Origin of the sequence: Bacillus sp. BPN334, assembly GCF_008368885.1 — a bacterium.
Lineage (GTDB): Bacteria > Bacillota > Bacilli > Bacillales > Bacillaceae_G > Bacillus_A > Bacillus_A wiedmannii.
This window is the reverse complement of sequence record NZ_QOZW01000004.1, coordinates 50,361-76,018: the sequence shown is the minus strand read 5'-3', so window position 1 is coordinate 76,018 and position 25,658 is coordinate 50,361. Positions and strand designations below refer to the sequence as shown.

Here is a 25,658-nt window from a genome sequence, read left to right as displayed (position 1 = left end):
TTAATATACTAAAATTAGCAGAAGATCGGCATGGAATATTGATTTTTATTTTTTTATCATTTGAAATATTACATCATATTGGTATGATAGAAATAGAGATATATGGAAAGGGGACAAGGACTTAATATGTGGATGAGCTTGTAATGATTAGAAACTAGATAGATAAATTTTTCTCTCATAAGTGAGGGTTTATTTAGTTACCTGTAAATCATTCAAGGACTGCATATTTGGCTTGTATATCCCTTTTGTAAGGATAATGTGTAGGGAAATTCATATCTCTTATATAAAGTATGCGTCCTTTAAAATTGGAGGAGTATATGATGAATCAATTAAAAAATAAAATAGCAGTTGTTACAGGTGTAAGTCGTCTAGATGGTATAGGCGCAGCAGTTTGTAAAGAATTAGCTGGAGCAGGATACGATATATTTTTTACGTATTGGACAGCGTACGATCAAGAGATGCCTTGGGGCGTTGATCAAAGTGAACAAACACAATTAAAAGAAGAGTTACTAGAAAGCGGTGTTAAAGTATTGAGTATGGAGTTAGATTTAACTCAGAATGATGCACCGAAAGAGCTTATAAATAAAGTTACTAAACAACTAGGCTACCCTCATATATTAATTAATAATGCAGCGTATTCTACCAATAATGACTTCTCTAATTTGACTGCTGAAGAACTAGATAAGCACTACATGGTAAATGTCCGTGCGACTACATTGTTAAGTAGTCAATTTGCCCAAGGGTTTGATAAGAAATCTGGTGGTAGAATTGTTAATATGACATCGGGACAATTTAAAGGACCTATGGCAGGAGAACTAGCGTATGCAACAACGAAGGGAGCTATTGACGCTCTTACTAGTACGTTGTCAGCTGAAGTGGCCCACCTAGGTATAACAGTGAATGCAATTAACCCAGGTCCAACTAGTACAGGATGGATGACTGAAGAGATAAAGCAAGGATTAAAGCCGATGTTTCCTTTTGGTAGAATTGGTGAGCCAAAGGATGCAGCAAGACTTATTACATTTTTAGTAAGTGAAGAAGCAGAATGGATTACTGGACAAGTTATTCATTCAGAAGGTGGATTTAAAAGATAAAAATAAGGTATCTCACCCTGGTGAGATACCTTATTTTTTAATCTTTCTTCAATCTTCGTGCAACACCATTTCCTAAAGACTGTAGTCCTTGAACGAGGATAATTAAAATAAAGACGGTTGCATACATTACTTCAGGTTCGTAGCGTAAATGTCCGAATCGATATGCTAAATCACCAAGACCGCCAGCACCTACAAGTCCAGCCATTGCTGTTGCGCCAATTAAGCCAATTGTTGCGATTGTTAATCCAAGTACAAGGGAGGGACGAGCTTCTTTCACCATAACGTGCCAAATGATTTTAATAGTTGAAACGCCCATCGCTTGGTAAGCTTCAATAACACCACGATCCACTTCTAATAAAGCGGTCTCCATTAATCGTGCAATATAAGGAGCTGTGAATACGACAAGCGGTACGATAACACCTTGCACACCAATGGATGTTCCCATTAGAAACTTTGTAAAAGGTAAAATGAAGAATAATAGAATGATAAATGGAAGAGAGCGAATGATATTAATAATTGTATTAAGAATTGGATAAATAATTTTATTTTCGTGCTGTCCACCAGGTCTCGTTAAAACAAGAGTGACACCAAGTGGTAGCGCAATAAGGATAGAGATGAATAGTGAAATAGATGTCATTTGAAATGTTTGAATGGTTGCTTCCCATATGACTTTACCCCATTCATCCAAAAAGGATTTGTTTCCCATAGTCTGTTCTACCTCCTTCTACGATGATCCCTTGCTCTTGTAAAAATGATAAAGCACGGTTTACTTCATTTTTCTCACCCTGCATATGAATGACTAGTTTCCCATATGCTTCATGTTTTAACTGTGTAATATTACCGGATAAAATATTTGGATACACTTGAAAACGTTTTGTAGCGATAGCTAACGCTGGTTCGCCAGAAGAGGTTCCTATAAATGAAAGTGTTACGATTTCTCCGGTTCTTTGTAGTTCTTTTTGTACCTCTTCTGGAATTTTAGCTGCAAATGCACTATTTACGAATTTTTTCGTTGTTACATGTTGTGGGTTGGTGAAAATATCTTTTACAGTCCCATTTTCGATTACTGCTCCATGTTCCATAACAGCAACTCGGTCACATATACGCTGGATGACATGCATTTCATGTGTAATTAATAAAATTGTAATCCCGATTTCTTCATTAATCTTTAGTAATAGGTCGAGAATAGAATCCGTTGTTTCTGGGTCTAAAGCACTCGTTGCTTCGTCGCTTAATAACACTTCCGGTTCATGTGATAGTGCACGTGCAATGGCAACACGCTGCTTCTGGCCACCAGAAAGTTCACTCGGATAGGCATCTTTTCGATTAAAAAGATCAACAATACGTAAATACTTTTCTACCCTTTTTTCAATTTCATTTTTTGGAAGACCAGATAGACGTAACGGTAATGCGATATTTTCATAAACTGTCACAGTTTTAAGTAAGTTGAATCCTTGAAAAATCATCCCGATTTTTTGTCTCGCTTTTGCGAGTTCTTTTGTTGATAAAGTTGTTAAGTCTTGGTCGTTTATAATGATATTTCCTGTCGTTGGTTTTTCTAATAAATTTACACATCGAATTAATGTACTTTTACCAGCGCCACTATATCCAATGATTCCAAATACTTCACCCTTTTTTACTTGAAGGGAAGTAGGTTTAAGAGCTTCTACATTCCCTTTTTTTGTTGTAAATAGTTTGGATACATTTTTTAATTCAATCATTATCGTCAGCTCCTACCAAGATGGTAAAACTGAACCATCAAATTTTTTCTCGATAAATTCTTTTACTTCTTTAGATTGATAAGCTTTCTTTAATTTATTTACAACAGCATCATCTTTATTTTCAGTACGAACAACGACCCAGTTTACATATGGCGAATCTTTACCTTCGCGGAAAATAGAATCTTTCGCAGGGCTTAATTTTGCACCTAATGCAAAGTTTGTATTAATTGCAGCTGCTTTCACTTCACTTAGTTGTGTCGGTAATTGAGATGCTTCTAATTCAACAATCTTTAATTTCTTTGGGTTTTCAATTACATCTTTCGCAGTCGCTTTTTCTGTAGCCTTTGGATCCACTTTTAAAACACCTGCTTTTTCAAATAGTTTTAAAGCTCGAAGTTCATTCGTTGGATCATTTGGCACAGCAATCGCATCGCCCTCTTTTAAGTCTTTTACATCCTTTAAGCTTGTAGAATATACGCCCATAGGGAATGTCACTGTTGAAAATACTTCTGTTAATTTCATATTACGTTCAGCTTTAAATACGTCTAAATATGATTTCGTTTGATAGCTATTTACATCGAGGCTTTTTTCATCTAAAGATACGTTTGGTGCTACATAATCATTAAATACTTTTACATCAATTTCGAGACCGTCTCTCGCTGCCACTTCTTTCACCTTTTCAAAAATTTGTTCATGCGGTCCACCCGTTACGCCGACAGTAATCTTTTTCTCATCTAATGCTTTTACCTCTTTATCGGAATTAGCACCACATGCACCTAACAATAATACCGCTCCACTTACAATGCTCAATAATATTTTTTTCATCTATAGTTCCCCCTTCATATACGTTCCAAAATAAAAAGCACCTCTCAAAATAAGAGAGGTGCCGAATAGACAAAATAGGTTCCTCTCTTATCTTCCAAAACGAAAACTCGTTTTGCAGGAATTAGCACCTTAGCTTATATGTCATAAGCTCGGTTGCCGGGCATCATCGGGCCAGTCCCTCCGCCACTCTTGATAAGAGTATGTGTATGTAGTTTTTTAATATGGTACTAATATTAAATCTTACAAAAAGAATTGTCAACGTTATTTTCTGAATATATTTTATTTTAAGGTAATCGAAACGCTCCCTTTTTTATGTCCCTTTTCCACATACATATGAGCTTCAGCAATTTCTTCTAATCGGTAAGTTCTATCAATAACGGGCTTTAGTTTTTCCTTTTCGACTAGTTCCTTTAATAGAATCATATCGTCTTTACTTACCTTTGCCATCATTCCATTAACAGATACATATTTTCCGTTGGGTGTTAATGTATTTGTACAAAGGGATTTTTTATACTTCCCAACTGCATCAAATATAATATTGTAGCATTTGCCCTGCTTAGTAAAATCTTTTTTCGTATAATCAATTACTTTATCAGCTCCTAAGGATTGAACGAGTTCAAAATTTGAATTACTACAAACAGCCGTAACGGTCGCACCGAAATATTTAGCAAGTTGTACAGCAGCTGTTCCTACTGATCCGGAGGCACCATATATGAGCACTTGTTGCCCTTTTTTTATACGGCCCTTTCTCAGGAAATGTAATGCTGAAGTTCCACCAAAAGGAATAACTGCCGCTTCTTCATACGTCACATTGGTAGGTTTTAATGTTATTAATCCACTTTCATGTACGCATGTGTACTCGGCATAACCACCGAGGTTTAGTTCTGTTAATGCAAAAATTGGATCACCTTTTTTAAATTGAGTTACATCTGTTCCTACTTCTTCGATTTCACCGGATAACTCTACGCCGAGTACAGGTTTTCTCGGTTTTCTGAAACCTAATATGATCCGCATAGGAATCCAAAATAAGAGGGGGCTATTAAAGCCGCGTATTCTACAATCTCCAGTCGTTACACTTGTTGCGTGAATTTTAATTAATACTTCGTTCTTTTTAGGTGTAGGTTTCTCTATATCTTGAAGCTGAAGAACGTTAGGTGGTCCATACTGTGTGCAAATAATCGCCTTCATAATGACCTCCTGAAATGAGTTGTTGTTATTTACATCATATTAAAAACCTTCATTAAACATGTCGCTATATAGCGAATAAAGATTAAAAATTATATAGATTTCGTAGGAAAAGAGGTGATATTATTTTTGGAAAGGGGGCGACATTATGAAAAAAACTATTTTTATTTCAAGCTTAGTGCTTGCAATCAGTCTAGGGGTAGGTTGTAGCAATGAGAAAACAACAAAGACTGATGAACCGAAAAAAGAAGCCATGCAAAAAGAAAAGGAATTAGCAGCGAAGGATGTTTTCAAGAAAACGAACGAAGCTTTTAAAAATGAAGAACATGTAACGATGACATATGATGTAGGGATAAAAGCTGAGGGAGCAGAGATGGATATATTAAAGGCTAAGATGCAATTAGAGCCAAAGACAAAGAATTCTCGTTCTGAAATGAATATCTCTGGTACAGATGTTGTAGTGTATACTGTGGATGGTAAAGTTGCTGGTGAGGTGAAAAACCCTAATACAGGAGAAGTTATAACCGTACCAGAGGAGCAATTAAACGCTGGTGGAATGAAAGCGACTCAAGATATTATAGATAATTTAGAAGTACCAGCAGTAGTTTTAGATAAAATGAAGATGGAGAAAAGCGGAGATAAATATAAACTGAAATTTACATTAAAAGGGCAAGAAACAGAAAGTATGTTAACTAGCATGGATGAAACGCAGAAGAAAATGTTACAAGCACAAAATGCGAAGATAGAAGAAGTGGATGCAGAATATATCATTACAAAAGATTTTAAATATGAATCAGCAAAGATAGACATGATTATGAGTAGTAACGGCAAGGATAAAGCACACATTATTACGAACGCAAAATATACGTCGTACGAAAAGTTTGATCCAATACAATTGCCGGCAGCAAAGTAACAGTTTTGATGAGAGGGGACCTAAAATAAGGTGCCCTCTTTTTTGTATACTTTCTTTATAGGAAAATAGGTACAATATGAAGTGGGAAAACTGTAGAAGAGGAGAGTGTCATTTGAAAAAAAGAAAGATAGCGGTGGTCATTGTAGCTTATACAGTGTTGCTTGCGACATCTATAAATACATATAAAGAGCAACTAGATCATCCTATTATGAGCGATGTAGGGAAGTTGCTTCCAACGAAAATTAAACGTGTTGAAAATGCTGAGGATGAACGTTCATTAAAACAGGTAGTGAAAGATGCAAATACTTCTGGAGAGAAAATTTCCATTGCAGGTATGCAACATAGCCAAGGAGGACAGACGTATTATCCGAACGGCACGATGCTTGATATGAAGGGGTATAATAAAATATTAGAATTTGATCCGGAGAAGAAGCGGATTAGGGTGCAAAGCGGCGTCACATGGAATGACATTCAAAAGAAAATCAATTCATATGGTCTTGCGGTTCAAGTGATGCAATCTCAAAATATTTTTACTGTTGGTGGTTCATTAAGTGTGAATGTACATGGGCGTGATATTCGTCATGAAGCATTGATTGATACAGTAGAGTCGTTTAGATTGTTAATGGCAGATGGTACGGTGCGTAATGTAAGTAGAGGAGAAAATGCAGAGTTATTTCCATATGTCATAGGTGGTTATGGATTATTTGGTGTCATTTTAGATGTGACATTAAAGTTAACTGATGATGAATTATATGAAATGCATACGAGAATGATAGATTATAAAGAATACACATCTTATTTTAAAGACAAAGTGAAAAGAGATGAAAATGTTCGTATGCACTTAGCCCGTATTTCTGTTGCCCCCAATTCATTTTTAAAAGAGATGTATATGACAGATTATACATTGGCGAAAAATCAAAATATGAGGGAAGAGTACAGTGAATTAAAAGAGGAAACTATTATAGCTGCACCGAAATTTTTACTCGGATTATCCCGTTATAGCGATTGGGGAAAGAATACATTTTGGGATATACAAAGAAGTTATTTTGAACGTACAGATGGAACGTATGAGACGCGAAATAATGTTATGAGGTCAGATAGTGCCTTTATGGAATATGAAAATCCGAATCGAACAGAAGTGTTACAAGAATACTTTGTGCCTATAGATTTCTTCACGGAATACATAGATGATTTACGTAACGTATTAAATGAAGAAGAGTTTAATTTGCTCAATATTACAATTCGTTATGTGGAAAAGAATGAAAATGCAGTTTTATCCTATGCGAAAGATGATATGTTTGCGCTGGTTCTTTTAATTAACCAGGGACGCTCAGAGGGTGAAATAAAGAAAACAGAAGATGTCATTCAGAAAATGATTGATGTTACTTTAAAACATAATGGTAGTTATTATTTACCTTACTATTCGTATCCAACGAAGGCGCAGTTAAAGAGGGCATATCCTCGTATCGAAGAATTTCTTCAGAAGAAAAAAGAAGCGGATCCAAAAGAGAGATTTGTGAATTTATTTTATAGGGAGTATACGAAATGACATATAGAAGATTTGTAGCGTCACAAAGCATAATTATGATGGCGGGAAGTATGGTATTTCCCTTTTACATTCTATTGCTTCGGAATGTTGGGAATAGCTTCTCGCAGTTTGGCTGGGCGTATGGCTTATTTGCTTTAACTTCAGCACTTGTATATCCATTAGTAGGAAAGATGTCTGATCGAGTAGGCGATCAAAAATTATTAATTATATATGCTTGGTCCATGGCAATATTAATGCTTTGTTTCCCGATTGCCACGGAAGTCTGGCATGTTTATATTCTTCAAATTGTAATGGGAGTTTTAGGTGCTGTGCAGCGTAATACTGAGAAGACGTCGTTAGCACGAAAGGTTGTGCAAGAAAATGCTGGTTATGAGATTGGAAAATATCATGTGTGGACATCGATTGGAGGAGCAGTAGCAATTATTGCAACGGGATATTTAGTAGATTTCTTTACGATTGGTACCATTTTTTATATTGCATCTATCTTATATGTAGTGAGTGGGATTGTATTAAGTAGTAAAAAAATATAATCATCCCCATTTTTACCTGAATACCCTTTATTTGTTATACTAAAAGGGAAAATAAAAGAAAAGGGGACATTGCCTTTGATGAAATTTTTAATTTTAGCTATTCTCACTTTGTTTTTGATTCCATGGACAAGAAGCGGTAGTAAACTTCGAGCAGTGGATAAGAAGGGGGATGAGAAGGTTGTAAAGGGTAAGAAATCATCCATTTTAGTTATTCCTGTATTATTTTGGATAGGTATTGCAATCTACGAATATCTTTGGCTAATCGATGATCGAGCAGATTCGATTCTTACTCATTATGCCGTTGCGGTAGCAGTTTTAATTGGGCTTGTTTTATTTTCACAAAATCAAATAGGGAAATTAGAAGGTACGTTAAAGGGACTTCTAATGTTTGTTTTACTCGCAAGTTACGGCTATTTTGGTTATTTGCACGATCTAGTAATCACGCAAAAAAAATATGATTCTGTTGTGAAGATCGAGAAAGATATTTCAGAGCCGTTTACTGAAAATGATCAACCATTTACAGTGCCGCCAAAGACAGCGGAGAATAAAATGAAAAAAGTATTTGGGGATATTCCGAAAGTAGCTTATTTTGAGCTAGGGGAATTAACGCCACAAATGGTAAATGGTGAGGCTTTATATGTAGCACCGATTGAAGTTTCAGGCTTTTTTAAAGCACGTAAAGCTGAGACAATTCCAGGGTACGTAACGATGTCAGGTACGAATCCTGATGCGGAAGCGAAACTGCATCTTGGTTATAAAATGAAATATGTGCCGAGCATGTTTTTTGGTAATAAATTAGAACGTGTCGTTCGAAAAGCAGAACCGGATTTGATTTTTAAAGGGAAACCTAAATTCGAAGTTGATGATAAAGGGAAACCGTATTATACAATGACATATGGTGAATTTATTTCAGGAAGATCTGGATTTGAGGTAGAGGGCGTTGTAGTAGTAGATGCACAAACAGGTGAAGTGAAAAGATATGATAAAGGTAAAGCGCCTAAATTTGTTGATGGTGTATTAAATCACGAGACCGCATCTACATTAAATACGTACTTCGGTAAATATATTCACGGATTTTGGAATACGAAATTCTCGCAAACGGATATGAAGATTCCGACTGAGTGGGGAACGAAAGAAGGAGTTACACCAATCTTCGGTAAGGATGGAACGTTATATTACTTTACTGATTTCACCTCTCCGAAAGAGGGAGTAGATTCTGCGTTAGGTTACTCGCTTATCGATGCGCGTACAGGTAAGTTGTATTACTATAACGGAAAAGAAGTGAAGGGGATTATGGATGGTTCAGCTGCTTCGGAAGTAGTGGATAATTCCTTTAAGAGAGAGAAATGGCATGGAACGATGCCGGTTATTTATAACGTATACGGTAAACCTTCTTGGATTGTACCTGTTATTGATGACGGGGGATTGGTACGTGCTCATACAGTTATCTATGCTTCTAATGCGAAAATATTTGCAACAGGTTCGACGCAAAAAGAAGCGCTTGAGAATTATAAAAATGCGCTGAGTGGAAGTGGAGATTCATTTAGACCGACTTCAAATGGTAAAGAAGCACAAAAAGAAGGCGTTGTACAACGTGTATATAAAGAAAAATCAGGTGAAAATACAATTGTGTATGTACTGTTAGAGAATGAACAAAAAGTATTTATGATACCGGTGAAGAAATTCCCATATGCTATGTTTACAGAAGTGGGAGATCCAATTCAAATCACATATTTAGATACAGGAGAGGTAATGTCTTCCGTATCTAAATTTATAAATAGCAATTTAAAAAAGTAAAGCGATAGAAATTCTATCGCTTTTTTTTTACGGTATGAAACAGGAAAATGCACTATACTTGACGTATGTTTATGTTGTAACTATAATTGTTACGATTTAGTATTTATCGGAAAGGGTGAACGGAAGAAGTGAATGGAGTTAATCACGAAATATATAAACCTGTAAAGACAAATAGGTTATGGATGATTCTTGTATTAGGGACACTTACGGCGATTGGGCCATTATCTATTGATATGTATTTGCCTTCTTTACCAAAATTAACGGATGATTTACAAACAGGCGCATCTCTTGCACAGCTTACATTGACAGCTTGTTTGCTTGGGCTTTCAGTAGGACAATTATTTGTTGGTTCGATTAGTGACATTTACGGAAGGCGCAAACCTCTTATTATCGCTCTTATTATTTATGTTGCTTCTTCTTTACTTTGTGCTATTGCACCATCTATTTGGAGTTTAGTGTTATTGCGCTTCTTACAAGGGGCTTCAGGATCGGCCGGGATTGTTATATCACGTGCAATGGTACGTGACATGTATTCAGGTTCTGAAATGACAAAGTTTTTCTCACTGCTCATGTTAGTAAACGGAGCAGCGCCTATTTTGGCACCGATTATTGGGGGACAATTACTACAGTTCACAACATGGCGCGGTGTCTTCATCGTTCTTGGAGCAATTAGTGTATTCATGTTAATATCAGCTACTTTCGTATTACGTGAAACATTACCTCCTGAAGAGAGAGAAACAGGTGGATTGTCAGGGACGTTGGCGACGTACGGAAAACTGTTAAAGGATCGTCTGTTTATGGGATATGCATTGTCACAAGGGCTAGTAACGGCGGCAATGTTTGCTTACATTTCGGGCTCACCATTTGTGTTGCAGAACATATACGGAGCATCACCACAGCAATTTAGTTTATTCTTTGCGATTAACGGTATCGGTATTATTATTGCTAGTCAGGTAACGGGTCGTTTAGCAGGGAAAGTGAATGAGAAGACACTATTTGTTGCTGGTATTATTATCGCAGCTGTTGGTGGCCTATCTTTATTACTGACAATCGTACTAGGAATAGGTTTAATTGGTGTTTTATGTTCATTATTCCTTGTTGTATCAAGTGTTGGGGTTGTCTCAACAACTGGGTTCTCGTTAGCGATGAGAAATCAGAAACAAGCTGCAGGAACGGCATCGGCTTTATTAGGTTTATTACAGTTCATTTCAGGAGCACTTGTTGCACCATTAGTAGGTATTGGCGGAAGCAATACCGCATTACCGATGGGGGTTGTGATAGCTTTTTGTGAAATTGGTGCTGTATTATGTTATCTATTTATGGCCAGAAGAAGTGAAAAGCAGTTTGAATTGCAACAAAGACAAAATTTAGAAGCTTAAATTATAAAAAAGAGCTGATTCAAAAATATTTGAATCAGCTCTTTTTTCATTTCTTTGAAATAACTCATACAGCTTTGTAAGGTGATGCAAAAGTTATTTGCATAAAGTGACGATACTGTGACAAAAATGTAGGCATGTATATTAAGGTAGCGTCTTAAGTGTAAAAAGTAGGATGTTCTCGGTATAATAACAAGTGGAGATAAAAGAAACTATAATGAGTAGTAGCTGTAGATAAAAGGAGAAGAAGAGATGAAGAAGGTTTTGGGTATTGCTGTAATGGGAAGTATGCTCCTTCTAGCAGGATGTAATGGGAATAAAGAAGCGAAAGAACCGAAAGAAAAGGTAGAGCAATCTACTGAGCAAACAGAAGAGATGAAAACATATCGCGAAGTACATGAAAAGTACGATGTGAAGATGAACAAAGAAATTAATAAAGCGTTACAGTTGTTTGAAGTGGCAAAAGAAAAGGGCGGTAAGGAAATAACGAATGCTAAATATAAGGAAGACGTACAAACGGTAACAACAGGCATGTTAGAAGATATTGATCATATGCGTAAAGAAATTCGTGTACCGAAGTCGAAAGAGCAAGAGCATGAGGTATATGCTGGTTTCTTGAATGAATCGGAACAAGCAATGAAAAAATTACAGAAGTTAGCTAAAGAAGAAGACTCATCATTGATTCGTGATATAGAAATTAACTTTGCAACAGCATCAACATACTATAAACGTTTTCAAGCAGAAACGAAAAAATAACCTTGCGTACGCGCAAGGTTATTTTTTTTCTTACCATCTCCGTCTTCATCATCGGATACTAATACCTTCTGTTCTTCGTGAAATTCAGAGATTGTTTGTCCGGTAATATTATCGAATGGAGTATAAAAAGAAGTGATACGTTTCTTTTTAATAAAGAGATTATAGAAGCCGATGATGACAAGTATTAAGATTGTTAATGGTAATCCTATAGTAGCAAGAAGTAAGGGATCCATTTTATAACTCCTTTAATACACTTTTTTTATTATAAGCGAAAGATTGTAATTTCAATAACTAATATCTTAGAAAACTGATTTTTCTAAATATATCCAATTTGATTGACTTTTCATTTTTTCAGAATTATAATTCAAAATATACAATTTGAACCAAATAATAATATAGCAATTTACTTATCCAGAGAGGTAGAGGGACTGGCCCTATGACACCTCAGCAGCGGGTTCTGTAACAGGAACACCGTGCTAATTCCAGCAAGCAAGTCTTGAAAGATAAGTGATGGGCCTTCGTTTATTAAGCCTTGATCTTATTTTTTAAGATTAAGGCTTTTTGTGTTTTAAGAAGAAGTAATGGGAAAGATACGTTAATAAAACAAAGTAAATTTATGAGTTTAGGGGGTTATTGGAGTGTATGTTTTTAAAAAACTATCAGTTATGGTGTTTACACTATGGATTATTACAACCGTAACATTTTTGATTATGCACATTATTCCGGGGGATCCATTTTCATCGGATGCAAAGATCTTTCCGGCGGAAGTTGTGCAGAACATGAGAGCAAAGTATCACCTTGATGAACCGCTATGGAATCAATATGTTGCTTATTTAGACGGTGTAGTTCATTTTGATTTTGGTGAATCTGTTCAATCGACGGGGCAAGGCGTATCAGAAATTATTACAACAGGATTTGGTCCATCGGCGATTATTGGTTTACAAGCACTTGTTATTTCACTATTAGTCGGAATTGCAGCAGGTACATTTGCCGCTCTCTATCACGGGAGAGTAATTGATTATGGTGTGAGTTTACTTGCGATTCTCGGCATATCTATTCCAAGTTTTATTTTAGCACCATTATTTATACAAGTATTTGCTATACAATTTGAACTTTTACCAGTAGCGTCTTGGGGCACATTTGAACATACGGTATTACCGTCATTCGCATTAGCATTAGGGCCAATCGCGGTTATTACAAGATTTATTCGCTCTAATATGATTGAAGTTTTGCAGAGTGATTATATTAAGCTAGCGAGAGCGAAAGGTATACCAATTAAGAAGATTATTATTAGGCATGCCCTTCGAAATGCGATTGTTCCAGTATTAACGTTTGTTGGACCGTTAATGGCTGGGCTTTTAACGGGAACTTTCATTATTGAAAAGATCTTTGCGATTCCCGGTCTCGGAAAATATTTTGTAGATAGTATTTTTAACCGAGATTATCCAGTAATTATGGGAACAACAATTTTCTATAGTGCATTATTAATTTCTTGTATTTTCATTACAGATATTATTCACCGTATTGTTGATCCGCGTATTCGTTCTATTACGTAAGGAGGGGGGCATTTAAATGGGAGCTTATGAAATCAATAAACAGTTATTAACGAATGAAGAGAAAAAAGAATTAACGATAAATAAAGAGCAGCAAACGATTAGTCGAAAAAAAGAAGTGTTTCGTAAGTTTGTATCAAATCCGATCGCAGTTCTAGGAGCGGTGACATTATTACTCATTATTATTTTCTCTCTTATCGGTGAAAGTTTAACCCCTTTTACCGCGAGTGAACAAGTAAAAGAGGCGACAAATTTACCTCCTAGTAGTGAGCATTGGTTCGGAACAGATGATTTAGGTCGGGATATTTGGGCACGTACTTGGGCTGGTGGGAAAATTTCATTAGTAGTTGGATTAATAGCAGCCGTTCTTGATATAGGACTTGGTGTACTGATTGGGGGATTTAGTGGATATGTGAGAGGGCGTAATCGCCTTGGAACGTTAATTGATGAGTGGATTGTACGAGGGATTGAAGTATTATACGGTATTCCATATTTATTAATTGTTATTTTACTATTAATCATTATGAAACCAGGACTTTTTACAATTATCATTGCTCTTGCATTAACAGGGTGGATTGGTATGGCACGTCTCGTTAGGGCACAAGTCTTATCTTTAAAGCAAAGAGAATTTGTTATTGCAGCAGAGCGATTAGGTACATCGCATATGAAGATTATATACGGACATATCATTCCGAACTTAACAGGCATTATTATCGTAAATTTATCATTTACAATTCCCGCAGCTATTTTCTCAGAATCATTTTTAAGTTTTATCGGACTCGGGGTACAATCACCAGCAGCAAGCTGGGGGACGATGACGAACGATGCGCTCGGGACACTATTAAGTGGGGAATGGTGGCAACTTTTCTTCCCATCGCTGATGATTGCGCTCATCATGTTCGCATTTAATGCAATTGGTGATGGTTTGCAAGATGCAATTGATCCAAAAATCGTAAAAAGGAATCGAAAGGAGAAAAAACATGGGACAGCTCTTATCTTTAGAAAACGTAACATTGGCCGTTGAAAAAGAGAATAGTAAGCAAGCAATTGTGAAGCATGTTTCCTTTTCTATTAACGAAGGTGAAATCGTTGCACTTGTAGGAGAAAGTGGTTCAGGAAAAAGTGTTACAGCACAATCCATTGTCGGACTAAATCAAGAATCTATTCACATCGATGATGGAAGCATTTCTTTCCAATCTCAAGGATTAACGAATTTACAACAATCAGAATGGAATCAAATTCGAGGGAAAGATATTTCGTTTATCTTTCAAGACCCTCTGTCCTCTTTAAATCCGACGATGAAAGTAGGAAGGCAAATTACAGAGGTGATCTTGCAACATGAGAAAAAATCGAAAAGAGAAGCAAAAGAAATTGCGATTAACTTATTAAATGATTTAGGGATACATGAAGCAGAGAAACGTTTTGAACAGTACCCACATCAATTAAGCGGAGGTATGAGGCAACGTATTTGTTTAGCAATTGCGTTTGCGTGTCACCCAAAGCTCGTTATTGCAGATGAGCCTACAACTGCATTAGATGTAACGATTCAAAAGCAAATTATGGGGTTATTAAAAGAGCGAAAAGAAAAACAAAATACGAGTATTTTATTAATTACCCACGATTTGGCACTTGTACGTGAAGTAGCAGATCGAGTAGTTGTGATGTACGGGGGACGTGTTGTTGAAAAAGGGACGATACAAGAAGTGATAGGTTCACCTAAGCACCCATATACGAAAAGTTTATTGCAAGCTATTCCAAATATGGATGATTCCGAAAAGGTACTTAGGTCCATTGAGGGAACAACACCATCAATTGAAACGCTAAATAGCTTTGGGTGCCCATTTGTAAATAGATGCCCAGTAGCAATACAAGAATGCATTCATCGTTTCCCTGATAGAACATCATATTCTGAGGAACACAGTTCACATTGTTGGCAACATGTTTTAGAGCATGGCCAAGCGAAATCAAAAGAGAAGGTGAATGCCTCATGACGACAGATTTAATTACTGTAAAGCAAGTAACGAAAACGTATGGAAGTAAGAAGAAAGAAATAGCGGCGTTAAAAGATATATCACTTTCTATCCCGAAAGGAACAACGCTTGGCATTATTGGAGAAAGTGGTTCAGGGAAAACAACACTTGGTAAGCTCATAGCTGGGATCGAGAGCCCAACGTCTGGTGAAATTGATTATAACGATCAAGTTGTTCACAAGTTGAAGTCAGCTCATAAGCGAGATTTCTTGCAGAAAGTACAATTCATTTTTCAAGATTCAACAGCTGCATTAAATCCGCGCTGGAAAGTACGCGATAGCGTAACAGAAGGATATATTTCATTCGGTTTAGGTGATAAAGGATTGAAAGATGAGGTAGCAGGTGATGCGCTAGAACGTGTTGGATTAGATAGACGATATATTGATCGATACCCACACGAATTTAGCGGGGGACAACGTCAACGGATCGCTATTGCAAGGGCGTTATTATGTGATCCAGAAGTATTAATCCTGGATGAACCAATTTCAGCATTAGATGTTTCACTTCAAATCCAAATTGTGCACTTGTTGCAAAAGATTCAAAAGGAACAAGGCTATACATATTTATTTATCGCACATGATTTACCGATGGTTCACTACTTATGTGAAAAAGTGGCTGTCTTATATAAAGGAGAACTTGTTGAATTTGGAAATACGGATGAAGTGTTCCGTAATCCACAACATTCTTATACAAAAACATTATTAGCATCAACACCAAAAATTTCAGGTTAAAGGAGAATGTAAGATGAAGAAGTTTTTATTATTTGTCATTATGACCGTATTAGCAATTACTTCTGTAGCTTGTGGCAAGAAAGATACTTCAAAAGCAAGTGCTAGTAAAGGAGACCGTTTTGTAACGAATCTTGGTAGTGACCCTTACACGCTAGATTCAGCGATTTCAACAGATAATAACTCTAATTATGTAATTGAGCACTTATTTGCAACTTTGTATAGACAGACAACTGACGGGAAGTTTGAAAAGGATTTAGTAGAGAAAGAGGAAGCTGGAGCGGATGGAAAAGAGTATACATTCTATTTGAAAAAAGGATTAAAATGGTCTGATGGCTCCCCGTTAACAGCAAAAGATTTTGAATTTGCTTGGAAGAGAATATTAAATCCTAAAACGGGTTCTATGAATGCAACAGAACTATATTTCATTAAGGGTGGAGAAGCATTTAATACAGGGAAAGGTGCAGAAGATGCAGTAGGAATTCAAGCTGTAGATGATGTAACTCTAAAGCTACAATTTGAACATCCAGTGACATCTATTAAACGGACATTATCCCAGTCGTTATATATTCCACTTAATAAAAAATCTATTGATGAAAAAGGTAAACTAAAAGTAGATCCAAAAGAATTAATTACAAATGGTCCTTTCACATTGAAAGAATGGAAGCATAATCAAACGATTATTTTAGAAAAAAATAAAGAGTTTCATGATAAAAAAGTAGCATCAAAAGAGATTGAATTCCGTATTATCCCTGAAGGTAAAACAGCGTATCAATTATATAAATCTGGAGAATTAGATTTACTATCTCACATACCAACAGATTTAGTTGAAAAGGAACAGAATAATAAAGAGTTTAAAAAAATGCAAGACTACTCAACTCATATTTACTCATTTAATTCAGAAAAGCCGCCATTTACAAATGCGAAAATTCGTAAAGCTTTTGCAATAGCTGTAGATCGCAAGTTTATCGTAGAGAAAATATTAAAGAATAATGCAAAAGAAGCATATGGCTTTGTGCCAGAGGGAGCAAAAACAGAAAGTGGTCGCGACTTCCGTAAAGAGAAAGGTGACTATTTTAAATATGATCCTGCAGTAGCTAAGACTCTATTAGAAGAAGGAATGAAGGAAGAAGGATGGACTACACTTCCAGAAGTAACAGTGAAATATTCAGATAAGAAGAAAATAGCTGAAACACTTCAAGAAATGTTTAAGAAAAATCTTGGTGTAGATGTAAAAATAGAAGGTAAAGAGTGGAAAAGTTATATTGATATGTACAAACAAAGTGACTTCCAAATTGCATATATGGGATGGGGAGGATCTACATTAGATCCAGCTGCACAATTAGAAATTTATGCAGGTGATGGTCCAAATAACTATGCAAAATGGTTTAATAAAGACTTCGATAATTTAATTAATCAAGCAAAATTAGAACAAGATGAAAATAAACGCTTTGACTTATTACATCAAGCAGAGGATATTATGTTTACAGAATATCCTTTAATCCCACTTGTATTCCCAACAGATTCTTATTTACAAAAATCATCTGTATCTGGATTAGAATACTATGTAGGATCTCAACCGAGCTTACGATATGCTAAAAAATAAAATAAAGAAGTAGGCAACCGCCTACTTCTTTATTTTATTTCTCTTTTATATTCTTTTTTCGTTCCATCAGAGAAGACAACTTCTAAATCAAACTTTTGATAGTCTTTATCAAGTTTGAACACATTTACTACTTGATCGATTACTTCTTGGTCAGGAGTATCTTTATCAAATTTTAATTCTTGTAGAAGTGGGCTTAATTTTGTAATAGCCTCGTCACCTGTAAACTTTGCATTTGATTTGTGGTCTTCAAGTTTTGCTTCCATTTTTTTATCTGCTGCTGCATTTTTATAATCAGCCTCGTAGTCTTTCTTCGTATCTTGATAGTCTGCATCTAAACTAAATTCATTGAAGTTAAGTTTTAAATCAGCAGGAGCTTCATTTTTTGCTTCTTCAGTAGTTTTCTTATTAGAAGTTGTATCTTCTTTCGCAGGAGCTTTACATCCTGTTAATACAGGTACTAGCATAAGCGCTAATAAAACTGATAGTAAAATTCTCATTATAATTTCCTCCTTATGTAAATTCGTTCTATACAAGTTTTTCCCAAAATCATGTAATTATGTATGTGTTGAAAATAAATTATTAACTTGTAGCCACAAAGTTTAATTCGCAATTTAAATCAAAAATGATTTGTATGTATATGGTAAATTAAGGTTGTGAGGGGGTACTAAAATGCATGGAGAATATAAAGAGATGATAAAACAAGCAATTGAATATATAGAGGATCACTTACATGAGGAGCTTACAACAGAAAGAGTGGCGTCTCACAGTGCAGTATCGATGTACCATTTTCATCGCATCTTTCAAAGATATGTTGGGATGAGTGTAACGGATTATATTCGAAAGAGAAGGTTAACTCATGCTGCGCAAGTTTTAGTGTCAACGGAGAGAGCTGTTATTGATATTGCAGTGCAATACGGTTTTTCCTCACAAGAGGCATTTACAAGAGCTTTTAAAAGAATGTTTCAATTGCCACCAAAGAAATATCGAAAGTACTTTCAGTCATTTTATATAGAAAGAGAGGGTGTTTCAATGCAAAAAGGTATACCGAAAGGATGGATCTTAAGTGGAAGTCATCCTGCTGAATATGAGATGGGTTTAGATTATGAAGTTGCCCATCAAGGAAAAGTATCTGCATACATAAAAGCAAAAGAGAATGTTACGCACGGAGGATTTTCAACATTAATGCAAATGTTCCGAGCCGATAGATATGTAGGTAAAAGATTACGTTTAACAGCATTTGTTAAGAGTGAGAACGTAAGAGATTGGGCAGGATTGTGGATGCGAGTAGACGGAAAAGATACAGAACCACTCGCTATGGATAACATGCAAAATCGCCCAATTAAAAATACGAATAACTGGCAATCGTATTCGGTTGTATTAGATATAAAAGAAGGAGCGCTTGGTATTGCATTTGGTGTCTTATTAGCAGGAGAAGGTTGTGTGTGGCTAGATAGTATTCGATTTGATGAAGTGGATGAAAAAATTCCTTCAACAGATTTGGCTGAAAACTTTTATGAAACACTCCTAGAAGAGCCGGTAAATCTGCAATTTGAAGAGATAGAAAAGTAAGGAGAAAAGATATGCTCAAATATGTAAAACTAATAAGTATTAGTTTAGTAGTATCGTCTTGTATTATGGGAATTAACTATTTCATTAGCTATCTTTGGTCAGGGCATATACCCTCTTTGACGTGGAGAACATATTTGATGTTTGTGTTTATATTTATGATGAGTTTTGGTTCAATGCAAAAAGAAGGGGAAGAGGATTATTAAAAATAGTCTTCTTCCCCTTTCTTTCATTAACACAAATGTTCATAATTGTTTTCGGAAATGCAGGTATGATCTTTAATATAATTTCACTATCGTTACAACTTGTAAGTTCGGGTGTAATTGTACCACACGAGATGCTTTCTAAAACATATGAAACAATCGGCGAATTATTTCCCGCAACATATGCAGCGAATGGCTATTATACAATAATATTTGGGGGAGTTAGTTTAGAAAAAAATATTATTTCATTATTAGTCATTATATTAGTTACACAATTGGTAGCAGTAATTACTGTATCTATAAAAGGAATAGTAAAGAGAAGAAGTCATGTAGTTAAAGAAGTATAAAATAAAAAAGGTATCCTGCGATTGGATACCTTTTTTATTTTAATATTTTGCAACTTCTGTCCACTTGTAGTTAAATTCACCGCCGAAGTCAGTTGTTACAAGCCCTTTAATAAATCCGCGTTGTAGGTAAGAACGACCTTGTTGGTATAAAGGAGCGACAGCACCGTCTTGTAATAGGATTTTTTCAGCTTGCTTCATTGCTTCAAAGCGAGCCTTTTCATCGCCAGCTAAATCTGTTTTCACTTTATGAATGAGCGCATCGTACTCTTTGTTAGAGTATTTATCGAAGTTATAAGCGCTATCTGTTGTAAATAAATCTAAGAATGTAATTGGATCAGCGAAGTCAGGGCCCCAGCCATCAATACCGATTTCATAGTCACCACTTAATAGTAGTTTCAGCTGTTGTTTACGTGGTTGTGGTTTTAACGTCACTGTTAATCCATCTAGATTCTTTTCTAGTTCACCTTTTAAATATTCACCAGTCTTTTTAGCTAAAGCATTATCACTTGTTAATAGTTCGATTGTTACTTTGTCAGTACCAAGTTCTTGTTTCGCTTTTCTCCAGTTTTCTTTTGCTGTTTTCACATCATCTTTGACTAGGTTTCCATTTTCTTTACGGAAGTCAGTGCCTTCTGGACTTTTCGCGAATTTCGTAGGAACCATTCCTTCAGCTGGAACAGCACCATTATTTAAAATTGTTTCTACGTATGCTTTTTTATTCATTGCTCCGTTAATAGCAAGCCGTGCATGTTGATTTTTTAATGTTTCATTTTTTTGATTGAGTCGTAAGAATTGAATACCAACTTCAGCGCGGTCCTTGAAGTTTGGATCGCCCTTATATTTATCAACAAACTCTGCAGTTAAAGCAACACGATCGATTTGTCCTGAATCGTATAAGTTAACTTCTGTAGACTTATCTTTAACGACATTGAAGTTGATTTCTTCTAATTTTACAGTTTTGGCATCCCAATAGTTAGGGTTCTTCTTCAATTGGAAGCTTTGCTCGTGTTTCCAGTTATCTAATGTGAAAGCACCGTTGTAAATTAAATGATTTGTTTCTAAACCATATTTATCGCCCTGAGATTTTAAGTAATCTTCATTAATTGGTAAGAATGTTGAGAATGTCGTTAAGCTTAAGAAGTAGGGAACAGGACGGTCTAGTTGTACTTCTAACGTTTTATCATCAAGAGCTTTGACCCCTAGTTGATCAATTGGTAATTGTTTCTGGCTTATTTGTTTCGCATTCTGTATATCGAAGAATAAGAATGCATATTCAGCTGCTGTATCAGGATTTACGGCACGTTGCCAAGCGAAGACAAAGTCCTTTGCTGTAACTGGAGTACCGTTTGACCATTTTGAATCACGCAGGTGGAATGTATATTTTGTTTTATCAGGACTAAGGTCAACCGACTCAGCAACACCAGGAATTGGTTTGTTATCTTCTCCCATTGCATATAAACCTTCAAAAACATTGCGCATTACGCTCATGGATTCCCCATCCGTTGCTTTTGCAACATCCATTGTTGGAATTTCTGAAGCGAATGATAAGTTAATTGCCTGCTTATCAGGTGCTTTATCATTTGCTTTCGCTCCGCTTGCATGATCTTTATTTCCCCCGCAAGCAGTTAGTAATAGACTTGCCCCTAAAACAGATGCAACAACAGGTACAACTTTTTTCTTCATTGTTCGTTCCTCCCTAAAAGTGTTGTTCGTAACGTCGTAATTTCCAAGTTTTGAAGTGTAGCTATAGAAGAAGAGAAAACCTATTATAGATATGTGTATGTAGTTAATCAGGTGTTCTATATGTATATACATGTTGAACTATAATCTATCGTTATATGTTTCAACGTAGTAGACGTTATATTTTGATGGTGAAATATTTCGTTTCTTTGATTATTTAGAATATTAACACTGGAAATAACTATATGTCAATAATAAAAATAGATTGTTAATTTCTTAGAATAATATATTAAAAAAGCAGATTTCCTCGTATTAGGGAATCTGCTTTTCATATGTTTTGCTAAAAAAATAATTGGTGTGGGCTAATAATCAGTGGAGGATGAAGAAAAACCCACTGATTAAAGTTGCGCTTTATTTTTCAATTTTTGCCCATTTGAAGTTTAATTGACCTGCAAAGTCTACTTGCACAATTCCTTTCACATAAGAACGTTCTAAATAAGATTCGCCTTTTTGGTAAAGAGGAGCGATAACAGAGTCTTTAAATAATATTTTCTCGGATGCTAGTAATGCTTCCCAGCGAGCTTTTTCATCACCGGCTAAAGTCGTTTTCACTTTTGCTATTGTTTCATCAAACTCCTTATTAGAGTAATGATCTAAGTTGTAAGGGTTATTCGTTGTAAATAGCTCAAGGAATGTAATTGGATCCGCAAAGTCAGGGCTCCAGCCGTCAATTCCAATTTCGTAGTCACCTTTTAATAAAAGTGAAACTTGTTGTTTACGTGGTTGCGGCTTTATATTTACTGTTAATCCGTCTAAATTCTTTTCTAGTTGTCCTTTTAAGAATTCACCAGTTTTCTTTTCAAGGTCACCGTCACTTGTTAATAGTTCTAACGTTATTTTTTCAGACCCAAGTTCTTGTTTTGCTTTTTTCCATAATTCTTGAGCAGATTTTGTATCAACCTTTGTTAAATCGCCGTTTGCAGCACGGAAGTCTGTTCCGTCAGGTCCTTTTGCAAAGTTTTTCGGCACGAGACTAGAGGTTGGGGTAGAGCCGTCATTTAATAACGTATTTACAAAGGATTTTCGATCAATTGTTTGATCGATTGCTTGGCGTGCAGAAACGTTTTGAAGTACTTTGTTTTGTTGATTCATACGTAGAAACTGTACCCCTACGTTTGGCCGTTCTTTAAAGTTAGCATCCTTTTTATATTTATCAACGAAGTCAGATGTTAGTTTGATACGATCTAATTGTTTTGACTCGAATAAATTTACTTCTGTAGATTTTTCTTTTACGACGTTAAAATTGATTTCTTCCAGTTTGACAGTATCTTTATCCCAATAGGTAGGGTTTTTCTTAAATTTAAAGCTTTGCTCATGCTTCCAATCGCTTAGTGTAAAAGCTCCGTTGTACAAGATTGTATTGTCTTCTAAAGCGTACTTATCACCTTGTGATTTAAAGAATTCCTCGTTAATTGGTAGAAATGTTGGGAACGCTGTTAAGCTAATAAAGTACGGAACAGGACGTTCTAATTCTACCTCAAACGTATGGTCATCAATTGCTTTTACACCAAGTTGATCGGCTGGAAGTTCTTTGTTGTTAATTTTTGTTGCGTTTTTAATATCAAAGAATAGAAATGCATATTCAGAGGCTGTTGCTGGATCGACAGCTCTTTGCCAAGCAAAGACAAAATCTTTCGCTGTGACAGGAGTGCCGTTTGACCATTTTGAATCTCGTAAATGGAATGTGTATTTCGTTTTATCGCCACTTACTTCATGAGATTTTGCAACGCCAGGGACAGGTTTGTTGCCTTCACCAAGATTATACAAACCTTCAAATACGTTTCTCATTACTTGACCAGAATCAGTATCTGTAGCACGGGCTGTATCCATTGTTCGTATTTCAGTAGGTGAAGATAAGTTTAAAACCTGTTTACTAGGTGCCTCGTCTTTTGCATTTGCTTCGTTTTTATAACTACCGCAACCAGTTAATAAAATACTTACTCCTACAACTGATGCAATACCGGGTACAAACTTCTTTTTCATTTGATTTTCCTCCTAAATAATTAAGTTTGGATGATGATGAGGGAAATGAAAAATAAAAAATCCCTCTTTTCATATTGAGAAAGAGGGATTTTTACGTACAAGTTATGCACCCGTATATAAACGAAGTCCCTCATTCTATCTTTCAAGCACAAAGCTTGCAGGAAGTGGCACAGTGTTCAAAATGAACCTGTTGCCGAGGTTTCAAAGGGCCAGTCCCTCCACCTCTCTTGATACAATGAGTAAACGAATGAATTTTATTAATTTTTGTGTTTCTTTGATAATTCAAAATCTTACACCTTGGATAATGAAGTGTCAACCAATTGAAATATAGTTTAAATTTTCAGTTTTATTAAGTGAAAAAAACCACTGCATATGGCAGTGGTTTTTCTACTAGAAGTTAAAGTTATCTGGATCTGGACCAACGCGACGCTCTTCATTTAGAGCTTGAATTGCTTTCATGTCATCAGCACTTAATTCAAAATCGAATATATTTGCATTTTCAATAATGCGATGTTCTTTAATAGATTTAGGGATTGTTACAACTTCATTTTGTAAATCCCAGCGTAAAATAATTTGTGCAGTTGATTTATTATATTTTGTCGCAATGTCTTTTAATGTTGAATTATCCAGTAGTTGTCCCTGCATTAATGGTGACCAAGCTTCAAGCTGGATGTTATGTTCTTTACAGAAAGCGTGTAGCTCTTCTTGTGCTAAACGTGGGTGGTATTCCACTTGGTTGACCATTGGCTTAATCTCAGCGATTTCAAATACGTCTTGTAAGTGGTGAATGTGGAAATTACTCACACCGATAGCACGAACACGGCCATCTTTATAAAGTTTTTCTAACGCTTTCCATGATTCAGTATATTTCCCTTTTACAGGCCAATGTACTAAATATAAATCTAAATATTCTAGACCTAATTTCTCTAATGTAGTTTCAAATGCTTGAAGTGTTGTTTCATATCCTTGATCGCTATTCCATACTTTTGATGTAACAAATAATTCTTCACGTGAAACACCTGATTCACGAATCGCTTGTCCAACGCCTTCTTCGTTTTGATAAATTGCTGCAGTATCAATGCTGCGATAGCCATTTTTAATTGCTGCTTTTACAGATTCAATTACTTCTGAACCATCTTCTACTTTAAAAACACCTAAACCGAACCAAGGCATTTTTACACCGTTATGTAATGTTGTATAGTCTTTTAAACTTGTTAAATTCATATTATTTCCCCCTAGCTTTTTTGTTTGTTGCTTCTACTGCTTTTTGAATTGCCTCTGAAAAATTATATTCATATAAAGCTTTGAGACCCTCAGCTGTGGAACCACCTGGTGTTGTCACTTGTTCGCGGAGGTTAGCTGGATCTTGCGTTTGTTCAAGCATAGAAGCAGAGCCGGAAATCATTTGAATGACAAGGTGTTTTGCGGTTGCTTCATCGACTCCATAACTTTTTGTTGCTTCAATTAAGCTTTCAGCAAAGTAATAAAGGAAAGCTGGTGCACTTCCAGTAACTGCAGTAAGCTGATGAACTTCTTCTTCAGTGCAAAGTTGCGAAGTGCCAATGCCTCTTAAAAGCAGTTGCAGGGTTTCTTGATGCATCTCGTTTACTGATCGTCCCATTGTATATAAGGAGATAGACTTTCCAATTTCAGCAGCTGTATTTGGCATAATCCAAGCGACAGGTGTTCCCCCGGGAAGTTTTTCTTCTAAATAAGATGGGCCAATGCCAGCAGCTACCGTTACGACAAGTTGATTCGATAGTAACGGAGATAATTCTGCTAATAATTCTTCATGTGCAGAAGGTGGCATTGCTAAAACAATCGTATCAACAGATGTAACATGCTGCTTCCAATCTGTTGTGATAGACACATTATATCGCGCTCGTAATTGTTCTAGCTTTTCTACGTTGCTGCGGTTAGAAACGATAATTTCTTCGATGTATTCTTTGCTTGTTTTAAGTAATCCGGAAAATATAGCTTCTGCCATACGACCAGCACCAATAAATAGAATTCGATGTTTAGTTAGCATATCCTTTATTCCTTTCTAGTGAAGATATGTTATAAAAAACGATACCATTTTTAAGAGAATTTTGTAAAAAGAAAAGACTTATCGTGAAAAGGATGAAAATGGAGGGAGGAGGGTTAATACAAATACG

Annotated in this window: 25 protein-coding genes and 3 riboswitches; of the genes, 15 read left to right on the top strand and 10 right to left on the bottom strand. The window is 35.8% G+C overall.

Annotation, left to right across the window (positions count from 1 at the left end):
* Positions 1–317 precede the first annotated feature (317 nt).
* Positions 318–1,094, top strand: a complete 777-nt coding sequence (locus DN393_RS04065; RefSeq protein WP_142314992.1) for an SDR family oxidoreductase — start codon at positions 318–320, stop codon at positions 1,092–1,094.
* A 37-nt stretch (positions 1,095–1,131) separates the two neighbouring features.
* On the opposite strand, the gene DN393_RS04060 is transcribed toward DN393_RS04065, so the two are convergent.
* From DN393_RS04060 to DN393_RS04045, 4 genes are all read right to left on the bottom strand, one after another.
* Positions 1,132–1,800, bottom strand: coding sequence for a methionine ABC transporter permease (locus DN393_RS04060; RefSeq protein ID WP_000527137.1), 669 nt, complete (start codon positions 1,798–1,800; stop codon positions 1,132–1,134).
* A complete protein-coding gene (locus DN393_RS04055; RefSeq protein ID WP_064474415.1) occupies positions 1,775–2,815 on the bottom strand; it encodes a methionine ABC transporter ATP-binding protein in 1,041 nt (346 codons plus the stop codon). Before DN393_RS04055 ends, DN393_RS04060 begins: the two co-directional genes overlap by 26 nt.
* Positions 2,816–2,827: 12 nt before the next feature.
* Positions 2,828–3,640: a MetQ/NlpA family ABC transporter substrate-binding protein gene (locus DN393_RS04050; protein WP_064474414.1), complete on the bottom strand. Its 813-nt coding sequence runs from the start codon at positions 3,638–3,640 to the stop codon at positions 2,828–2,830.
* Between the two features lie 84 nt (positions 3,641–3,724).
* Positions 3,725–3,839: riboswitch (SAM riboswitch) on the bottom strand.
* Positions 3,840–3,919: 80 nt separating this feature from the next.
* Positions 3,920–4,828: an NAD(P)-dependent alcohol dehydrogenase gene (locus tag DN393_RS04045; protein ID WP_149173329.1), complete on the bottom strand. Its 909-nt coding sequence runs from the start codon at positions 4,826–4,828 to the stop codon at positions 3,920–3,922.
* A 145-nt stretch (positions 4,829–4,973) separates the two neighbouring features.
* Between DN393_RS04045 and DN393_RS04040 the strand changes: the two genes are divergently transcribed.
* The 6 genes from DN393_RS04040 to DN393_RS04015 all read left to right on the top strand — a co-directional run bounded on the left by DN393_RS04040 (position 4,974) and on the right by DN393_RS04015 (position 11,746).
* The gene (locus DN393_RS04040) at positions 4,974–5,738 is read left to right on the top strand and encodes a hypothetical protein (protein ID WP_064474412.1); all 765 of its coding nucleotides are present in this window, start codon (positions 4,974–4,976) and stop codon (positions 5,736–5,738) included.
* Positions 5,739–5,850: 112 nt separating this feature from the next.
* Entirely contained in the window at positions 5,851–7,287 is a 1,437-nt protein-coding gene (locus tag DN393_RS04035) for an FAD-binding oxidoreductase (RefSeq protein ID WP_064474411.1), read from the top strand.
* Positions 7,284–7,817 (top strand): MFS transporter, encoded by a 534-nt coding sequence (locus DN393_RS04030; RefSeq protein WP_000222364.1) that lies wholly within the window; start codon positions 7,284–7,286, stop codon positions 7,815–7,817. Before DN393_RS04035 ends, DN393_RS04030 begins: the two co-directional genes overlap by 4 nt.
* Positions 7,818–7,895: 78 nt before the next feature.
* The gene (locus DN393_RS04025) at positions 7,896–9,614 is read left to right on the top strand and encodes a DUF3981 domain-containing protein (RefSeq protein WP_149173331.1); all 1,719 of its coding nucleotides are present in this window, start codon (positions 7,896–7,898) and stop codon (positions 9,612–9,614) included.
* 128 nt (positions 9,615–9,742) lie between these two features.
* Positions 9,743–10,993, top strand: coding sequence for a multidrug effflux MFS transporter (locus DN393_RS04020; protein ID WP_081257142.1), 1,251 nt, complete (start codon positions 9,743–9,745; stop codon positions 10,991–10,993).
* A 249-nt stretch (positions 10,994–11,242) separates the two neighbouring features.
* On the top strand, positions 11,243–11,746 hold the full coding sequence (locus DN393_RS04015; RefSeq protein WP_064474409.1) for a hypothetical protein: 504 nt from the start codon (positions 11,243–11,245) through the stop codon (positions 11,744–11,746).
* Here the strand turns inward: DN393_RS04015 and DN393_RS04010 are convergent.
* Complete coding sequence (locus DN393_RS04010; RefSeq protein ID WP_064474408.1) at positions 11,725–11,979, bottom strand: DUF3951 domain-containing protein; 255 nt, start codon at positions 11,977–11,979, stop codon at positions 11,725–11,727. The genes DN393_RS04015 and DN393_RS04010 overlap by 22 nt on opposite strands.
* 171 nt (positions 11,980–12,150) lie before the next feature.
* Positions 12,151–12,256, top strand: a riboswitch (SAM riboswitch).
* A gap of 128 nt (positions 12,257–12,384) precedes the next feature.
* Here DN393_RS04010 and DN393_RS04005 point away from each other — a divergent pair.
* The 5 genes from DN393_RS04005 to DN393_RS03985 are packed head-to-tail and all read left to right on the top strand — an operon-like array spanning position 12,385 to position 17,663.
* A complete protein-coding gene (locus DN393_RS04005) occupies positions 12,385–13,302 on the top strand; it encodes an ABC transporter permease (protein ID WP_064474407.1) in 918 nt (305 codons plus the stop codon).
* 16 nt (positions 13,303–13,318) lie between these two features.
* Positions 13,319–14,323, top strand: a complete 1,005-nt coding sequence (locus DN393_RS04000; RefSeq protein WP_064474406.1) for an ABC transporter permease — start codon at positions 13,319–13,321, stop codon at positions 14,321–14,323.
* The gene (locus DN393_RS03995) at positions 14,280–15,290 is read left to right on the top strand and encodes an ABC transporter ATP-binding protein (protein ID WP_064474405.1); all 1,011 of its coding nucleotides are present in this window, start codon (positions 14,280–14,282) and stop codon (positions 15,288–15,290) included. Before DN393_RS04000 ends, DN393_RS03995 begins: the two co-directional genes overlap by 44 nt.
* On the top strand, positions 15,287–16,060 hold the full coding sequence (locus tag DN393_RS03990) for an ABC transporter ATP-binding protein (RefSeq protein WP_064474404.1): 774 nt from the start codon (positions 15,287–15,289) through the stop codon (positions 16,058–16,060). Before DN393_RS03995 ends, DN393_RS03990 begins: the two co-directional genes overlap by 4 nt.
* A gap of 13 nt (positions 16,061–16,073) precedes the next feature.
* Positions 16,074–17,663: a peptide ABC transporter substrate-binding protein gene (locus DN393_RS03985; RefSeq protein WP_064474403.1), complete on the top strand. Its 1,590-nt coding sequence runs from the start codon at positions 16,074–16,076 to the stop codon at positions 17,661–17,663.
* Positions 17,664–17,692: 29 nt separating this feature from the next.
* Here the strand turns inward: DN393_RS03985 and DN393_RS03980 are convergent, their stop codons facing one another.
* Positions 17,693–18,160: a YusW family protein gene (locus DN393_RS03980; RefSeq protein WP_064474402.1), complete on the bottom strand. Its 468-nt coding sequence runs from the start codon at positions 18,158–18,160 to the stop codon at positions 17,693–17,695.
* 172 nt (positions 18,161–18,332) lie between these two features.
* Here DN393_RS03980 and DN393_RS03975 point away from each other — a divergent pair, with 172 nt between their 5' ends.
* The 3 genes from DN393_RS03975 to DN393_RS03965 are packed head-to-tail and all read left to right on the top strand — an operon-like array spanning position 18,333 to position 19,779.
* Positions 18,333–19,232 carry a helix-turn-helix transcriptional regulator gene (locus tag DN393_RS03975; RefSeq protein WP_088048221.1) on the top strand — a complete coding sequence of 300 codons (900 nt, stop codon included), beginning with the start codon at positions 18,333–18,335 and terminating at the stop codon, positions 19,230–19,232.
* Positions 19,233–19,243: 11 nt separating this feature from the next.
* Positions 19,244–19,435, top strand: coding sequence for a hypothetical protein (locus DN393_RS03970; protein WP_064474400.1), 192 nt, complete (start codon positions 19,244–19,246; stop codon positions 19,433–19,435).
* A gap of 35 nt (positions 19,436–19,470) precedes the next feature.
* Positions 19,471–19,779: an ABC-2 transporter permease gene (locus DN393_RS03965; RefSeq protein WP_064474399.1), complete on the top strand. Its 309-nt coding sequence runs from the start codon at positions 19,471–19,473 to the stop codon at positions 19,777–19,779.
* A 39-nt stretch (positions 19,780–19,818) separates the two neighbouring features.
* On the opposite strand, the gene DN393_RS03960 is transcribed toward DN393_RS03965, so the two are convergent.
* The 4 genes from DN393_RS03960 to proC all read right to left on the bottom strand — a co-directional run bounded on the left by DN393_RS03960 (position 19,819) and on the right by proC (position 25,531).
* A complete protein-coding gene (locus DN393_RS03960; RefSeq protein ID WP_149173328.1) occupies positions 19,819–21,462 on the bottom strand; it encodes a peptide ABC transporter substrate-binding protein in 1,644 nt (547 codons plus the stop codon).
* Between the two features lie 408 nt (positions 21,463–21,870).
* A complete protein-coding gene (locus DN393_RS03955; RefSeq protein ID WP_103656050.1) occupies positions 21,871–23,502 on the bottom strand; it encodes a peptide ABC transporter substrate-binding protein in 1,632 nt (543 codons plus the stop codon).
* A gap of 132 nt (positions 23,503–23,634) precedes the next feature.
* Positions 23,635–23,739, bottom strand: a riboswitch (SAM riboswitch).
* Positions 23,740–23,892: 153 nt separating this feature from the next.
* Entirely contained in the window at positions 23,893–24,726 is an 834-nt protein-coding gene (locus tag DN393_RS03950) for an aldo/keto reductase (RefSeq protein ID WP_064474396.1), read from the bottom strand.
* Position 24,727: 1 nt separating this feature from the next.
* Positions 24,728–25,531 carry a pyrroline-5-carboxylate reductase gene (gene proC / locus DN393_RS03945; protein ID WP_088048223.1) on the bottom strand — a complete coding sequence of 268 codons (804 nt, stop codon included), beginning with the start codon at positions 25,529–25,531 and terminating at the stop codon, positions 24,728–24,730.
* Positions 25,532–25,658: the final 127 nt, after the last annotated feature.

Bases quoted from the DNA above. Each gene is read 5' to 3' on its own strand.
- DN393_RS04065 (WP_142314992.1), top strand. From the start codon at position 318: ATGATGAATCAATTAAAAAATAAAATAGCAGTTGTTACAGGTGTAAGT.
- DN393_RS04060 (WP_000527137.1), bottom strand. From the start codon at position 1,800: ATGGGAAACAAATCCTTTTTGGATGAATGGGGTAAAGTCATATGGGAA.
- DN393_RS04055 (WP_064474415.1), bottom strand. From the start codon at position 2,815: ATGATTGAATTAAAAAATGTATCCAAACTATTTACAACAAAAAAAGGG.
- DN393_RS04050 (WP_064474414.1), bottom strand. From the start codon at position 3,640: ATGAAAAAAATATTATTGAGCATTGTAAGTGGAGCGGTATTATTGTTA.
- DN393_RS04045 (WP_149173329.1), bottom strand. From the start codon at position 4,828: ATGAAGGCGATTATTTGCACACAGTATGGACCACCTAACGTTCTTCAG.
- DN393_RS04040 (WP_064474412.1), top strand. From the start codon at position 4,974: ATGAAAAAAACTATTTTTATTTCAAGCTTAGTGCTTGCAATCAGTCTA.
- DN393_RS04030 (WP_000222364.1), top strand. From the start codon at position 7,284: ATGACATATAGAAGATTTGTAGCGTCACAAAGCATAATTATGATGGCG.
- DN393_RS04025 (WP_149173331.1), top strand. From the start codon at position 7,896: ATGAAATTTTTAATTTTAGCTATTCTCACTTTGTTTTTGATTCCATGG.
- DN393_RS04015 (WP_064474409.1), top strand. From the start codon at position 11,243: ATGAAGAAGGTTTTGGGTATTGCTGTAATGGGAAGTATGCTCCTTCTA.
- DN393_RS04010 (WP_064474408.1), bottom strand. From the start codon at position 11,979: ATGGATCCCTTACTTCTTGCTACTATAGGATTACCATTAACAATCTTA.
- DN393_RS04000 (WP_064474406.1), top strand. From the start codon at position 13,319: ATGGGAGCTTATGAAATCAATAAACAGTTATTAACGAATGAAGAGAAA.
- DN393_RS03995 (WP_064474405.1), top strand. From the start codon at position 14,280: ATGGGACAGCTCTTATCTTTAGAAAACGTAACATTGGCCGTTGAAAAA.
- DN393_RS03990 (WP_064474404.1), top strand. From the start codon at position 15,287: ATGACGACAGATTTAATTACTGTAAAGCAAGTAACGAAAACGTATGGA.
- DN393_RS03985 (WP_064474403.1), top strand. From the start codon at position 16,074: ATGAAGAAGTTTTTATTATTTGTCATTATGACCGTATTAGCAATTACT.
- DN393_RS03980 (WP_064474402.1), bottom strand. From the start codon at position 18,160: ATGAGAATTTTACTATCAGTTTTATTAGCGCTTATGCTAGTACCTGTA.
- DN393_RS03975 (WP_088048221.1), top strand. From the start codon at position 18,333: ATGCATGGAGAATATAAAGAGATGATAAAACAAGCAATTGAATATATA.
- DN393_RS03970 (WP_064474400.1), top strand. From the start codon at position 19,244: ATGCTCAAATATGTAAAACTAATAAGTATTAGTTTAGTAGTATCGTCT.
- DN393_RS03965 (WP_064474399.1), top strand. From the start codon at position 19,471: ATGTTCATAATTGTTTTCGGAAATGCAGGTATGATCTTTAATATAATT.
- DN393_RS03960 (WP_149173328.1), bottom strand. From the start codon at position 21,462: ATGAAGAAAAAAGTTGTACCTGTTGTTGCATCTGTTTTAGGGGCAAGT.
- DN393_RS03955 (WP_103656050.1), bottom strand. From the start codon at position 23,502: ATGAAAAAGAAGTTTGTACCCGGTATTGCATCAGTTGTAGGAGTAAGT.
- DN393_RS03950 (WP_064474396.1), bottom strand. From the start codon at position 24,726: ATGAATTTAACAAGTTTAAAAGACTATACAACATTACATAACGGTGTA.
- proC (WP_088048223.1), bottom strand. From the start codon at position 25,531: ATGCTAACTAAACATCGAATTCTATTTATTGGTGCTGGTCGTATGGCA.